We start from the raw sequence: 13,227 nt of genomic DNA on the forward strand, positions 1-13,227 counted from the left end.
GGCGGCACCGCTCTCCTCGCTCGCCACCATGGCGACCCTCTCCGTCCCAGGGAGTGGTCAGCCTCTCCTGCCCCGTGCCTCATCCGTACGGCCGCCTCACGGACTTCCGTCACGTTCCAGACATTTCCCAGGGATGGCTCACCGTACGCATCACGCGACGGATGCGGAGTGGCACAGCCCTCCGCGGTACGGCGCGCGGCCGGCCCGGATTCACCCGACCGGCGGCGTGTCCCAGGAGGCCGGACCCCGCCTCCTGGCAGGTCGGGGGCCCGCCCGTCGCCCACAGAGGCGGCCATCCGATTGCGGAGCGGGCGCGGCCAACTTAGCTTCAGGGCGTCGGAGTTCTCCGACAAAGCCGACATAGGTCTTATGTCGGCCATCCCAGGCATTGAACGGAGCATTCATGTCGGTCATGACCGGTAGCCAACCCCTGCAGCAGTACGGCCAGCAGATCGGCGGCCCGCAGCAGCAGATCGCGCAGGTGGTCCAGCAGTCGATCCAGCAGGCCTGCCAGCAGGCGAGCCAGCAGGTGGCACAGCGCATGCAGCAGACGCTGCAGCAGATCCAGCAGGTCCAGCAGCAGCTGCAGCAGCAGGGCCTGGCCCACCAGGCGCACCCGTACCTCGCCCTCGCGCTGCACCACACGCTGAACACCGGTATCCGCCACGCGGTGGAGCAGTCGGTACAGCAGGCGCTGCCGGTCGCGATCGTGACTCTGCTCCAGCAGAGCCAGCACGGCCAGCAGGGCGGTCAGCAGGGCGGTCAGCACCCGTGGGCCGGCGGGTACGGCCCGCAGTCCTTCGGCCAGCCGTTCCCGCAGTACCCGCAGTCCGGCTACGGCATGGGCCCGATGGGCGGCCAGCCCTTCGGCATCGGCTGACACCCGGCGGCGCGCGATGCGGTGTGCCCAGGACCGGTTCCCGGGCACACCGCATCACCGTGGAAGCGCGAGCCGCCCCGCACCTGATCAGGAGCACAAGGACGACATAGCCGTGGTGAAGGTGGACGCAATGGTCAAGGAAAGGCCCGGGAACAACCGCGAGAGCGGGTCCGGGGGCGCGGGGGCCGGTGGGCCGGGACCCGAGGGCAAAGAAGCAGGGCCACGTGAGAAGGGCGCGCCGCCACCGATCGCGGTGCGGCCGCGCCGGGAGCGGTACATGGTGACACCGCTGCCGCAGCATCTGCTCCCACCCGGGGTCCCCGAACTCGGCATGGACGCGGTGCGCGACGCGCTGGAGCGGATGCCCGAGGTCACGGTGGTCCGCAGACTCCGGACGCCCGAGAAGCTCCGGTCGGCCGGAGTGCACCCCTCCTGCCCGGAGATCGCGGTCGTCGAGGCGGCCGAGGCCCAGGTGCCGGCGATCGGATCGCTGCCGGTGCACATCGAACCCGATCTGCCCCTGTCCGCGACTCTGCCCCTGTCCGCGACGGGCCCCGTCACCACGCAGATCCCGGGCACGCTGCCGCTGGGCGACCCGGGACTGGTCATGCCGCTGGACCGGCCCGTCGAGATCTCAATGCGGGTCTGCGGCCCGGACGGTGAACCACTGGCCGGTGCGGGGGTGTTCCTGATCGGGTCGGCCTGGCCGGGCCAGGGCGTCACCGGGGCCGACGGCAAGGTCACCGTCTCACTGGCGACGGAGACCGAGAAGTCCGTCCAGTCCTTGTACGTGCGCCCCGCGAGCGGGTACGCGGACCGCTGGATCGCTCGGCCCGACCTTTCGGCGACCAAGGAGAACCTGGTCACCCTCACCCCGTTGGCCGAGGTGTACCCGGAGCTGGAGCAGCGGCAGCAGTACGGCTGGGGCCAGCAGGCCATGCGGCTCGACCGGATGCCGCCCACGTTCCGCGCCTTCGGCATCAGGATCGCGCTCATCGGCTCGGGCGTCAGTGACGAGCACCCCGATCTCAAGGAGCGGGTGCACGCGGGTGCCGACTTCGTCCGCGGGACGGACGACGGCTGGGCGAACGACAGGGTGGGCAGCGGCACCCACGCGGCGGGCGTCATCGCCGGGGCGGACACCGGCAGGGGTGTCATCGGCATCGCGGTCGACGCGGAGATCGAGGTCTGCCAGGTGCTGCCCGACGGGCGTTTCAGCGACCTGATCGCCGCCCTGGACTACTGCATCGAGCGGCAGGTCGACATCGCCCACATCGCGGTGGCGGCCCCGTACCCCTCGGCGCTGGTCGCCCGCAAACTCGCCGACGCGGCCGCGGCGGGCATCGCCTGCGTCGCTCCCGCGGGCGACACCGGCGGGCCGACCACGTTCCCGGGCTCACTGCCGACCGTGTTCGCCGTGGGCGCGCTGGGCGCCTACGGCTCCTACCCGCAGCACACCTCCCAAGCCACCCACTGCGGACCGCAGTTGACACCGGAAGGACTGTGCGCCGCCCCGTTCAGCTGCTACGGCCCCGGCGTCGACGCGGCCGCCCCTGGCGTGGCGGTCATCTCCTGCGCGCCGAACGGTGGATACACGGCCCTCGACGGCACCGGCACGGCCTCCGCCCACGTCGCCGGTCTCGCGGCCCTCGTCCTCGCCCACCACGAGAACTTCCACGGCCAGTTGCTGCCCCGCGGGCCGGGCCGGGTGCAGCACCTGTTCGACATCATCTCGGCCAGCTGCCGTCCCCTGGCCGCACCGGGAACGATGGACGCGGCCCGCGTCGGACGCGGCCTGCCCGATGCTCTCGTCGCCCTCGGCCTGACCCCCGGAGCGCAGCCCGCTCCGGCGCCGTCTCCCTACACCCCGTCCATGGCCGGTTAGACCCGTGCGGACCCGACCACACACGACGGCACCCGCCTGCGAGAGAACAGCGGGTGCCACCGGCGGGCGCTCGACCCCCTGGGCCACCCCCGGCACCGCCTTGCGGGCTCGGTGGCAGGATCGGTGTATGGGCACCGAGACGGACTGGGTGTACCGGGTGGACGAACCGCACGGCTCGGAGGGCTGGCGCCCCTACAGCCGCGACCCCGAACGATGGCGCGGGAGGATCACCGCCGACGATCCCGCCGAGGATGCCAAGTACGCCGCCGCCCTCGTCGCCACGGCCCTGGTGTCCGAGTGGAAGACGAACGCCGCCCCTGACGTCCGGCACGTGCGGATCCTCGTCTGGCGCGGCGAGGAGGGCCCCGACGCGGATGCGGTCTTCACGGTGGAGATACGACCGGAGATCGACCGCGAGTGACGAAGAGTGCCGCAGGGGGCCGCACCGGGCCGTACGGTCGGCGCTTTGTGGCCCGTTCCGTCCGGGGACCGACCCGGGGAGAGACGGTCGGCGCCGACCGGCCGTCGTCTCCGTGTCCACCACCCGTAAGGACGTCACCGGACCGGAGCAAGCAACGCAAGGTGCGGCCTGAGCCGCGGGAACAATGGCGTTCAGGAACCGTGCAGAGCCGCTCTGCCGGGGGCGACGGTCCCGGCCGCACCTGACGGCCGGTTCATCCCAGGGCATCCGCTCGTGCGAGCGGGTGCCCTGTCCGCCGTACGACCGGACAGGAGTTGGTGAAGTGGCGAAACCGGAGGTTCTCACCGGCCTCGACGCGGCGGGCACGTCGAGTGCGGCCAAGTCGGTGATGAAGAAGCTGCCCGAGGTCACCGTGGCGTTCTGGATCATGAAGATCGCCGCGACCACCCTGGGCGAGACGGCGGGCGACCTCTTCGCTCAGACCCTGAAGCTCGGCTATTTCCTCACCACGATCGCCCTGTTCCTGATCTTCGTGGTCACCTTGGTGGTCCAGCTGCGCTCGAGCCGCTACAACCCGTTCTTCTACTGGACCGTGATCCTGTCGACCAGCATGGCCGGCACCACGATGTCCGACTTCATGAACCGCGACGCCAGCGCGAAGTACCTGCGGGAGGGGGCCACGTCACTCGGCTGGGGCCCACAGGGCCTCGGCCTGGGCTACCCGGCCGGAGCGGCGATCCTGGTCTCGATCCTCCTGGCCGTCTTCCTGGCCTGGAAGCTGAGCGGGATGACGTTCCAGATCCGCGACATCGTCACCTTCAAGGGCGAGGCCCTGTTCTGGTCGGCGATCCTCGTGTCCAACACTCTCGGCACCTCCATGGGCGATTATCTGTCCGACAGCTCCGGCCTCGGCTACGCCGGTGGTGCCCTGCTCGTGACCGGGATGCTCGCCGTCCTCGCGGTACTGATGAAAGTGCCCGCGGTCCCGAACGTGCTGCTGTTCTGGATCGCCTTCGTCCTCACCCGTCCGCTGGGCGCCACCGCCGGCGACTTCCTCACCAAGCCGGCCGCCCAGGGCGGCCTGGACCTCGGCACCACTGGATCGTCCGCGGTCCTGCTCGCCGTCCTGCTCGGCCTGATGGCCTACGCCCAGGCCCAGGAACGCCGGACCACCGCCCTGACACCGTAGAGGGGCGTGGTCACGCGGCCGGCCCGCCAAGCACGGGTGCGGCCCCTGCTCACCCGGCGCGCCGTCCGGCACGGAGGACGCTCAGATACCGACGCGGTACCCGGTCGCCCATCCGAGTGCGGATCCGCTCGGCGACGGCGTCGAGCAGGGGCTCGCGGACGTCCCGGTCGAGTCCTCGGTACAGGGACGTCGAGCGGAGGAGATCGGCGAAGCCGGCTCCGTCGAGCCACTGGACGGTCGGGTACCAGCGCACGATCGTCGGTCCGAACAGGCCGCCGGGGTCGTCGACCGGTCCCCAGCCCTCGTCGGTGCCACGCACGTCGTCCTCCGGCGGCGGATGCCCCCAGCCCGGATTTCCGGGGCTGAACCGCTCATGGAGATCGGCGGTCTCGGCGTACACCTCCGGCTCTCCCGGCCGGCGGACGACGACGTTGCCGAGCAGCGCCATCCAGCCTCCGGGACGCAGCACGTCGTGGGCTCGCCGCCAGCCGATCGACGGGGCGACCCAGTGCCATGACGACGCGGCCACCAGGACGTCGAAGCGCCGGCCTCGGTCGTCCCACTCCTCGAACGTGGACGTCTCGAGGCGGACGTCGCGGAAGGCGGCGGTCCTCCGGCGAGCCAGTGCGGCCATTCCCACGCCCGGCTCGACGGCGGTCACCGAGCATCCGAGCGCTGCCAGCGCGCGCGTCGCGTGACCGGTACCGCAGCCCGCCTCCAGCACCGACGACGTCTCGTCCAGGCCGGTGACGCGGGCAAGGTCCGCGAACAGCTCGTCGGGGTATCCCGGCCGGACCCGGTCGTAGAGCTCCGGCACCTCGTCGAACAGCCGGCCGAGGTCGTGTCGATTCGGCGGCGTCTTCGGGTCACCGGGCATGAGCACACAAACTATGCGGTTCGGCCACGGGGACGCCACTGGTTCGACGCGGAAGCACGGGCGGCCGGGCTTTCCGCATCCGGCACGTCCGTGTGCCCTATCTCCGTGTGGCCGTGAAGTCAACCGTTGACCTGCGGGGTCACTGCTGCAATCTTGGCGGGCAACAAGCTCGTAGCAAGCGCTTTCCGACCCTGTTGCACGGTCGGCACTTCCGCGTCAAGGGGGACGCAATGACGGATCCCACCCTGCCCAACGGCGCCGGCACCGCCGCGCCGGCCCGCCCGTCGGCCGACACCGACCGCCGGCCGCTCTTCTCCGGGCACCACACCCATCTGTGGGGCTTCCTGCTCTTCGGCTGGGTGGTCAGTTACGCCGACCGCACGGTGACCGGCCCGGTGATCTCCTGGATGATCGAGAACAAGGCAGGCTTCATCGGCGACACCTCGCATCCGGCCGCGCTGGGCGGCCTGATCGGGTCGATGTTCTTCACCGGCTACATGCTCACCCAGTACGCGGGCGGACGCCTCGGCGACCGCTACGGGCACCGGGAGATGCTGGTCGTCTCGCTGCTCTGGGCCGGGCTGATGACCCTGGCGTCGGGGCTGGCCGGCGGGCTGATCGGGTTCGTGGTGGCCCGGGTGCTCACCGGGCTGGGCGAGGGCGTCTTCTACTCCAACGACCGGGTGCTGATCATCACCCACACCCCGCCCGCACGTCGCACCCTGGGTCTCGGCGTGGTCCTGTCCGGTCTGTCGATCGGCCTGACCGTGGGCGTACTGGCCACTCCCCATCTCATCGACTGGGGCGCCGGCTCGTGGGGCATGGGCGGCCGGGCATGGAGCATGCCGCTGTACGTGTTCGGCGTCTGCTCCCTGCTCGTGGCGGCGGCGACCTGGGCCTTCTTCCGGGCCCGCGGCGACAGTCCGCTCCTGCTCGGGGCGCCCGTGCGGCGGCTGATCGCCTACTCGATACCGGCCGCCGTGGCGATCATCGCGCTCTTCCTGGCCGCCGACGCGTTCGGCTGGTCCGCGTGGCTCACCGCGATCGGCTCGGGCCTGCTCTTCGCGGCGATGGTCACGATCGTGGTCCGCGGCATCGTACGGGCCGGCCATGCGGCGGCCCTGCTCAACCGCAATGTGTGGCTGGTCTACATCGGCTTCATAGCGGTCATGTGGAACCTGTGGTTCTTCTCGTTCTGGTCGGTGCAGATCGTCGCCGAGGCCGCGCACAGCAGCCTGACCTCCGCGGCCCTCACCGCCGCGTTCAACGCGGGCGCCGGCATCATCGGCTTCCCCGTGGGCGGCTGGATCGCCGACCGCCGAGTACGCGCGGGCAAGGGCCGCAAGCCCCTCGCGGTGACGTGCGCCGTGGTCCACACCCTGCTGGCCGGCGCGTTCGGCGCGAGTCTGCTCGCGGACAAGCCGTCCCTGCTGCTGCTCGGCCTGTGCCTGTTCTGCTCGGGCCTCTTCTTCAACGCCCTGCAGCCCATCGTGCACAGCATGCTGGGCGACCTGGCCGCCGAGGAGCACCGCGGTTCCCTCTTCGGCCTGTTCAACCTCGTCGCCGAGATCGGGGCGGTGGCGAGCCCGGTGGTCAGCGGTGTCCTGCGGGACGCCACCGGCAGCTGGGCCCCGGGCGTCTTCACCGCGGCCGGTGTGATGGCCGTCTCGGTGGTGCTCTACTCCCTGGTCCGGGAACGGATACCCGCCGCCACCGCATGACCCTTCGGGGTGCCCGGTCCCGCCCGGGCACCCGCCCGTCGGCCGCTGTCACGCGCGTCGCACAGCCCTGTCGCACAGGCCCGTGACGCGGGGCGGCCATGATGACGGCGCGGGGGGCCTAGGCGGGGAAACCGTACCGCCCCCGCAGGCGGACGAAATGCGCGGGTGTGAGGAGGTGCTCGCGCTCCAGCCCCGTCGCCGTGCGCAGGAAGGACACGACCTGGTCGCGGCCGCCCGGCCCGATGGGCTGTACCAGTCGGCCGCCCGGGCGCAGTTGCCCGGCCAGCGGCACGGGTACCTCCGGGAACGCGGCGGACACGATGACCGCGTCGTACGGGGCGCGGTCCGGCACCCCGCCGCTGCCGTCCCCGACGCGCGGCTCGACGTTGCGAATCCCCTGCCGGGCGAGGTTGCCCCGGGCCTCCTCCGCGATGTCCGGCCACATCTCGATGGTCACGACATCCGCGGCCAACCGGGCGAGCAGCGCGGTCTGGAAGCCGAGGCCGGTACCGATCTCCAGCACGTGCTCGTCCCCGTTCAGGCCGAGGCCCTCGATCATCATGGCGGAGAGCGAGGGCTGGGTGGTCACCTGCCCGTGCCCGATGGGGAGGGGTACGTCGTCGTAGGCCTGCTCCTGGTGGCCGGTGGGGACGAATGCCGCGCGGGGCGTCGCTCGTAGGGCCCGCAGCAGACGCCCGTCGGTGACGCCGGCCTCTCGCACGGCCCGGACGAGTTCCTCGGACGGAGGGGCGGCTTCGGTCATGTCCGCTGCCTTCCGCGCGCCGGCCGGAGGGAGCGTGCGCCGTCGGGCCCCACCGCCAAAGGCGGCCCGGCCCTGCCGCTCCTTCCCCTGTTCCTGAACATTCTCCAACGCCTCGCCGACCTGCTCAATCGGGTGTCCCGGGGCCATGCCGCACCGAGAGCGAGTAAAAAATCCCACCGCTGCCCCCGGCCCGCCTGCGAGCGGGGGGCCGCCGGTCGCGCGCTGCCTCCTGAGACGTACGGCACTCCACGTGTCAAGCAGCGACCCGCCTCGGCGAGGGATGAGGACGCGTCAGGAGATCACCCCAAAGGGCTAATTATCAGTCAATCTGCCAAATCCCTCGCGTATTTGAGTTCCCGTCAGTTCACGACCCAGCTATGTGCGGGCGCCCGGAATACCCCGATCAGCCCCCTCTCGCCAGCACTTCCGCTCTGCCCGAAATGACAGCCACGGGGGGCCTCATTACGTTCGATCACACCGGCCGCCAATGCCGGACTCTCTGACTTGGAGACAGGAGAAGCAGTGCCATGATCATGAACCGCTCCCACGCGATCACCGCGGGTCTCGCGGCCGCCGCGGCCCTGGCCGCGACCGGCATCACCTACGCCTCGGCCGCCTCCGCGCCCGAGGCCGTCCCCGCCGCGGTCCAGCAGGCCCCCGCCCAGGTCCCCATGGGCGGCGACACCGGAAACAACAACAACAGCAAGGGCAACGAAGGCAACAACAACAACAACCACCACGAGAACCACGGCCACAAGCGCCACGAGGACCGCGGCTGGATCCACATCAACGAGCGGTCCTTCTCGGCCCACACCAGGGGCTGCGCCGTCATCGTCAGCGGCCTGGGCTCCACCAGCCTGAACATCCGCAACGACAGCCGCAAGACCGTGGAGGTCTTCCGCGGGCTCACCTGCGACAACGGCGCCCCCATCGCCACCGTCGGCCCCCACAGCACCAGCTTCGGCGTGTTCCCCAAGCACGTCAAGGGAGTGCACGTCAAGGACGGAGTCGTCGGCAGCTTCCGGGTCATCGACCGCCACGACGACGACTACGACGACGACTACGACGGCGGCTACGGCGGCGACCGCGGTGGTGACCACGGCGGCGACCACGGCGGCGGCGGCGACCACGGCGACGACAACGACAACGACAACGACTGATCCAGCCGCATCGCACGAGGGCTGCCAAGCAGAACCCCGGCCCGCCGTAATCGGGCCGGGGCCCTGCAAGCAGACACACGACACGGAATCCCGGCACGCCGTAATCGTGCCGGGGTTCTCGTCTTGGGCCCCACCCCCGGGACCCCGCCCTGGAGCACCCCGCCCGGGATGCCCACAGCCGGCCCTGACCGGAGGAGCCCACGCGCCTGCCAGGCCATGCTAGGGGGTGTCTCGTCGATCACGGCGCAGCGGCGGGGTGCGGTATGCACCCCCACTGCCTCAAGGACATCGGGGACCCTCGGCGACGTTGTCGCCGCTCGCCGACTCCCCCACCGAGGACGACGCACCCGGACACGCCTAGGCTGCGTGTATGCGCATGCGTCCGATCGTCGGCCCGCTACCCGACACCGGCGTTCGTCCCGCCGGCGGGATGGACGAGATCGCCGGGCAACTCGCCGCCGGCGGGGTGGCCGTACTGACCGGAGCCGGGATCTCCACCGAGTCCGGCATCCCCGACTACCGGGGCGTGACCGGGCGGCACCGACGGCACTCCCCCATGACGTACCAGGACTTCGTCTCGGACGAGGCGAACCGGCGCCGCTACTGGGCTCGCGGCTACGTCGGGCGCCGCGTCATCGCGGCCGCCCGGCCCAACGCCGGGCACCACGCCGTGCAGGCGCTGCGCGCCTCCGGGCACGTGGGCGCCGTGATCACGCAGAATGTCGACGGGCTGCACCAGGCCGCCGGGACGAGTGACGCCGTCGCACTGCACGGCAGCCTGGACCGTGTCGTCTGCCTCGACTGCGGGACGACCGGCCCCCGCGACGAACTCGACGCCCGACTGCTCGCCGCCAACGGGGAGTTCCTCTCCGCGCAGGGTGCCGCCGGGCTGCCGGTCAACCCCGACGGCGACATCGAGCTGCCCGACGAGCTCGTCGGCATGTTCCGCGTCGTGCCGTGCGAGCGATGCGGCGGCGTGCTCAAGCCGTATGTCGTGTTCTTCGGGGAGAACGTGCCCAAGCACCGCACGCAGCGCTGCTTCGACCTGGTCGACGCCGCGGACTCGCTCCTGGTCCTCGGTTCGTCGCTGGCCGTGCTGTCGGGACTGCGGGTCGTGCGGCGCGCCGCGAAGGACGGCAAGCCCGTTTCCATCATCAACCTCGGTCCCACGCGCGGCGATGACATGGCGCACGCGCACGTGGCGCTGCCGCTCGGCGAGGCGCTCACCGAGCTGACCGAACGCCTCGGGGTCCGCTGAGGAAGCCGTCCCGCGAACGGCGAGGAGGCGATCTCGTCGGTGACCAGGCCGATCACGGCCGTACGGCGGCGACGCAGGCCGCGTGCCACGGGGTCGGGACGGTAGCCGAGCCGGGCGGCGGCCTGCCGGATACACGACACGGTGTCCGAGGGCGGACAGAGAATGCGGGTTTCGACGACCCGGCCCACCATCTCCGCAAGGCTTTCCGGAGGGTACGCCGTGTCCATCGCGCAGCCTCTCGATGTGGTCGACAAACCGCTGAACAATCTCGCGCTGTCGCTGTTGGGCTTCGCGGGGGTCGGCGTCGTCGGTGCGGCCACCGCCGGCGTCGCGATCAGCCGCGGCGGCCTGAGGCCGGTGGAGCATCTGACGCGAGTGGCGGAGCTCATCGCTCACACTCAGGACCTGACGGTGCGGATACCTGTCGACGGCGGTGATGAGATCGCCCGGCTGTCCCGGAGCTTCAACGACATGACGGAAGCCCTTGCGGCCTCCCGGGAGAGCCAGCAGCAGCTCATCGCCGACGCGGGACACGAATTGCGCACCCCGCTGACCTCGCTCCGGGCGAACGTCCAGCTCCTGGCGAAAAGCTTCAGATCGGGCCGGAAACTCCCCGAAGGGGCACTGGACGACCTGCTCGACTCCGTGGAGTCTCAGATCGGGGAACTCGCCGTCCTCATCGCCGACCTCCAGGAGCTGTCCCGGTCCGACGCTCGGCAGGGCAAGGCGACGTACGCTGTCGTTCCCCTGCACGAGGTGGCCCGGCGGGCCCTGGAGCGGGTCAAACCGCGGGGAAACGAGGTCCGGTTCACCGCTGACCTGGAAGAGTGGTACGTCATCGCTGATGCCGCTGCCCTTGAGCGAGCCGTCGTGAACCTGCTCGACAACGCGGTGAAGTTCTCACCGCCGGAAGCGGTCGTGAGTCTCGGGCTCGGCAACGGCCGGCTCACGGTACGCGACCAAGGGCCGGGGATCGCCTCCGAGGAACTGCCGCACGTGTTCGACCGCTTCTGGCGCTCGCCTACGTCCCGGAGCCTTCCCGGAAGCGGCCTGGGGCTGGCCATCGTGGCGAAAGCGGTCCGGGAGGCCGGTGGCACGGTGACCCTGCGGGCCGCTGAGACTCAGGGCACCGAGGCCGTCGTACAGATCCCGGGCGCCCGCACCCCGCCCCCGACGACGGCCCCGAGGAGCCCTCGAGGGGGTCAGCCGTAGATGTCGCGCCCGGGTGCGGACAGGGGGTTCGTCGGGGCGGCGTCGCGGTGGACGAAGATCGCGGATTCGCCGCCGTCGACCGGCAGCCGGGGCCCGCGTCAGCGCGATGTCGTCGAGTGGGCGCGCCGCGACCGACGGAACCGAACGCCCCCGGAACCTGCCGGTCGAAAAAACTTCGGTCGGCGATGTCGAGAATCCGTGACCGGCTCCGTCCCCGGAGTGAACGCGGCCACAATGGGTCGCACCAGGACCGAGGAGTACCACCATGGCCAAGTACCTGCTGCTCAAGCACTACCGCGGCGCCCCGGCTGCCGTGAACGACGTGCCGATGGACCAGTGGAGGCCGGAGGAGATCTCGGCGCACATCCAGTACATGAACGACTTCGCGGCACGGCTGGAGAAGACCGGGGAGTTCGTCGACGGTCAGGCGCTCGCGCCCGAGGGCGCGTGGGTCCGCTACGACGGTGAGGGGCGCCCGCCGGTCACCGACGGCCCGTTCGCGGAGACCAAGGACCTCATCGCCGGCTGGATGGTGATCGACGTCGACAGCTACGAGCGCGCCGTCGAGCTGGCCGGGGAGCTGTCGGCCGCGCCCGGGGCGGGCGGCAAGCCGATCCACGAGTGGCTGGAGCTGCGCCCGTTCCTGACCGCGACGCCCGGCATCGCCGAGTGCCATTGATGAACGAGGCCCTGCTGAGGAGCCTCACGCCGAGCGTGCTCACCGTCCTCGTCCGCCGCGGAGCCGACTTCGCGGCGGCCGAGGACGCCGTGCAGGACGCGCTCGTCGAGGCGCTGCGCGTCTGGCCGTCCGACCCGCCGCGGGACGCGAAGGGCTGGCTGGTCACCGTGGCCTGGCGCAAGTTCCTCGACGCGACGCGCTCGGACGCCGCCCGCCGTAGGCGTGAGGACCGCGTGGAAGAGGAGCCGGCGCCAGGGCCCGCGCCCGCCGTGGACGACACGCTCCAGCTCTACTTCCTGTGCGCCCACCCCTCGCTGACACCCTCCTCCGCCGCCGCGCTCACACTCCGAGCCGTCGGCGGGCTGACCACCCGGCAGATCGCCCAGGCCTACCTGGTGCCCGAGGCGACCATGGCGCAGCGGATCAGCCGGGCCAAGCGCACCGTCTCCGGCGTGCGCTTCGACCGGCCCGGCGACGTCGCCACCGTGCTGCGCGTCCTCTACCTCGTCTTCAACGAGGGCTACTCCGGCGACGTCGACCTCGCCGCCGAGGCCATCCGGCTCACCCGGCAGCTCGCGGCCGCGATCGACCACCCCGAGGTGGCCGGGCTGCTCGCCCTCATGCTGCTCCACCACGCCCGGCGCGCCGCCCGGACCGCGCCCGACGGCAGCCTGGTGCCGCTCGCCGAGCAGGACCGCGGCCGGTGGGACACGGCGCTGATCGCCGAGGGCGTCGGGATCCTCCAGGCGGCCCTCGCCCGCGACCGGCTGGGCGAGTTCCAGGCCCAGGCGGCCATTGCGGCTCTCCACGCGGACGCGCCCACCGCCGAGGAGACGGACTGGGTGCAGATCGTCGAGTGGTACGACGAGCTGGCCCGCCTGACCGACAGCCCGGTCGTCCGGCTCAACCGCGCGGTCGCCGTGGGCGAGGCCGACGGGCCGCGCGCCGGGCTGGCGGCGCTCGCCGCGCTGGACGCCACACTGCCCCGCCATGCCGCGGTGGCGGCCTACCTCCACGAACGCGACGGCGACCTGGCGACGGCGGCACGGCTGTACGCCGAGGCCGCCCACAAGGCGCCCAACCTGGCCGAGCGCGACCACCTGACGCGCCAGGCCGCCCGGCTCAACGCCCGCCGGGGCCGCTGACAGGCTGCCCCCGGGATGTCCCGCACCTTCCGGGGAG

12 protein-coding genes and 1 pseudogene are annotated in these 13,227 nt (G+C 71.6%); 10 read left to right on the top strand and 3 right to left on the bottom strand.

Annotated features, from left to right (window positions below):
- The first annotated feature begins 412 nt into the window (after nt 1-412).
- From R2S09_RS14500 to R2S09_RS14515, 4 genes are all read left to right on the top strand, one after another.
- Nucleotides 413-880, top strand: coding sequence for a hypothetical protein (locus R2S09_RS14500; protein ID WP_306189666.1), 468 nt, complete (start codon nt 413-415; stop codon nt 878-880).
- Between the two features lie 277 nt (nt 881-1,157).
- A complete protein-coding gene (locus R2S09_RS14505; protein WP_316741386.1) occupies nt 1,158-2,765 on the top strand; it encodes a S8 family serine peptidase in 1,608 nt (535 codons plus the stop codon).
- 127 nt (nt 2,766-2,892) lie between these two features.
- Nucleotides 2,893-3,186: a hypothetical protein gene (locus R2S09_RS14510; protein ID WP_306189668.1), complete on the top strand. Its 294-nt coding sequence runs from the start codon at nt 2,893-2,895 to the stop codon at nt 3,184-3,186.
- A gap of 322 nt (nt 3,187-3,508) precedes the next feature.
- Nucleotides 3,509-4,375 carry a hypothetical protein gene (locus tag R2S09_RS14515; RefSeq protein ID WP_306189669.1) on the top strand — a complete coding sequence of 289 codons (867 nt, stop codon included), beginning with the start codon at nt 3,509-3,511 and terminating at the stop codon, nt 4,373-4,375.
- 49 nt (nt 4,376-4,424) lie between these two features.
- On the opposite strand, the gene R2S09_RS14520 is transcribed toward R2S09_RS14515, so the two are convergent.
- Nucleotides 4,425-5,252, bottom strand: coding sequence for a bifunctional 2-polyprenyl-6-hydroxyphenol methylase/3-demethylubiquinol 3-O-methyltransferase UbiG (locus tag R2S09_RS14520; protein ID WP_306189670.1), 828 nt, complete (start codon nt 5,250-5,252; stop codon nt 4,425-4,427).
- Nucleotides 5,253-5,482: 230 nt separating this feature from the next.
- On the opposite strand from R2S09_RS14520, the gene R2S09_RS14525 reads away from it, so the two are divergent.
- Nucleotides 5,483-6,973 carry an MFS transporter gene (locus R2S09_RS14525; protein WP_306189671.1) on the top strand — a complete coding sequence of 497 codons (1,491 nt, stop codon included), beginning with the start codon at nt 5,483-5,485 and terminating at the stop codon, nt 6,971-6,973.
- A gap of 118 nt (nt 6,974-7,091) precedes the next feature.
- On the opposite strand, the gene R2S09_RS14530 is transcribed toward R2S09_RS14525, so the two are convergent.
- On the bottom strand, nt 7,092-7,736 hold the full coding sequence (locus tag R2S09_RS14530) for a protein-L-isoaspartate(D-aspartate) O-methyltransferase (protein ID WP_306189672.1): 645 nt from the start codon (nt 7,734-7,736) through the stop codon (nt 7,092-7,094).
- Nucleotides 7,737-8,263: 527 nt separating this feature from the next.
- Here R2S09_RS14530 and R2S09_RS14535 point away from each other — a divergent pair.
- Nucleotides 8,264-8,896, top strand: coding sequence for a hypothetical protein (locus R2S09_RS14535; RefSeq protein WP_316741389.1), 633 nt, complete (start codon nt 8,264-8,266; stop codon nt 8,894-8,896).
- 370 nt (nt 8,897-9,266) lie between these two features.
- Nucleotides 9,267-10,154 (top strand): NAD-dependent protein deacetylase, encoded by an 888-nt coding sequence (locus tag R2S09_RS14540; RefSeq protein ID WP_306189674.1) that lies wholly within the window; start codon nt 9,267-9,269, stop codon nt 10,152-10,154.
- Nucleotides 10,155-10,156: 2 nt separating this feature from the next.
- Here R2S09_RS14540 and R2S09_RS14545 read toward each other — a convergent pair.
- Nucleotides 10,157-10,285: pseudogene (locus R2S09_RS14545) on the bottom strand (transcriptional regulator); the annotation flags it as partial.
- Nucleotides 10,286-10,373: 88 nt separating this feature from the next.
- Between R2S09_RS14545 and R2S09_RS14550 the strand changes: the two are divergent.
- The 3 genes from R2S09_RS14550 to R2S09_RS14560 all read left to right on the top strand — a co-directional run bounded on the left by R2S09_RS14550 (nt 10,374) and on the right by R2S09_RS14560 (nt 13,190).
- On the top strand, nt 10,374-11,366 hold the full coding sequence (locus R2S09_RS14550; RefSeq protein ID WP_316741390.1) for a HAMP domain-containing sensor histidine kinase: 993 nt from the start codon (nt 10,374-10,376) through the stop codon (nt 11,364-11,366).
- 265 nt (nt 11,367-11,631) lie between these two features.
- Entirely contained in the window at nt 11,632-12,045 is a 414-nt protein-coding gene (locus tag R2S09_RS14555; protein ID WP_306189678.1) for a YciI family protein, read from the top strand.
- Nucleotides 12,045-13,190 carry a DUF6596 domain-containing protein gene (locus R2S09_RS14560; protein WP_316741393.1) on the top strand — a complete coding sequence of 382 codons (1,146 nt, stop codon included), beginning with the start codon at nt 12,045-12,047 and terminating at the stop codon, nt 13,188-13,190. The genes R2S09_RS14555 and R2S09_RS14560 overlap by 1 nt, the downstream gene beginning before the upstream one ends.
- Nucleotides 13,191-13,227: the final 37 nt, after the last annotated feature.

This window comes from Streptomyces sp. MK7 (genome assembly GCF_032658145.1).
Classification (GTDB): Bacteria; Actinomycetota; Actinomycetes; order Streptomycetales; family Streptomycetaceae; genus Streptomyces; species Streptomyces spiralis.

Coding starts and splice junctions, on each gene's coding strand:
- R2S09_RS14500 (WP_306189666.1), top strand. CDS start 413: ATGACCGGTAGCCAACCCCTGCAGCAGTACGGCCAGCAGATCGGCGGC.
- R2S09_RS14505 (WP_316741386.1), top strand. CDS start 1,158: ATGGTGACACCGCTGCCGCAGCATCTGCTCCCACCCGGGGTCCCCGAA.
- R2S09_RS14510 (WP_306189668.1), top strand. CDS start 2,893: ATGGGCACCGAGACGGACTGGGTGTACCGGGTGGACGAACCGCACGGC.
- R2S09_RS14520 (WP_306189670.1), bottom strand. CDS start 5,252: ATGCCCGGTGACCCGAAGACGCCGCCGAATCGACACGACCTCGGCCGG.
- R2S09_RS14525 (WP_306189671.1), top strand. CDS start 5,483: ATGACGGATCCCACCCTGCCCAACGGCGCCGGCACCGCCGCGCCGGCC.
- R2S09_RS14530 (WP_306189672.1), bottom strand. CDS start 7,736: ATGACCGAAGCCGCCCCTCCGTCCGAGGAACTCGTCCGGGCCGTGCGA.
- R2S09_RS14535 (WP_316741389.1), top strand. CDS start 8,264: ATGATCATGAACCGCTCCCACGCGATCACCGCGGGTCTCGCGGCCGCC.
- R2S09_RS14540 (WP_306189674.1), top strand. CDS start 9,267: ATGCGCATGCGTCCGATCGTCGGCCCGCTACCCGACACCGGCGTTCGT.
- R2S09_RS14555 (WP_306189678.1), top strand. CDS start 11,632: ATGGCCAAGTACCTGCTGCTCAAGCACTACCGCGGCGCCCCGGCTGCC.
- R2S09_RS14560 (WP_316741393.1), top strand. CDS start 12,045: ATGAACGAGGCCCTGCTGAGGAGCCTCACGCCGAGCGTGCTCACCGTC.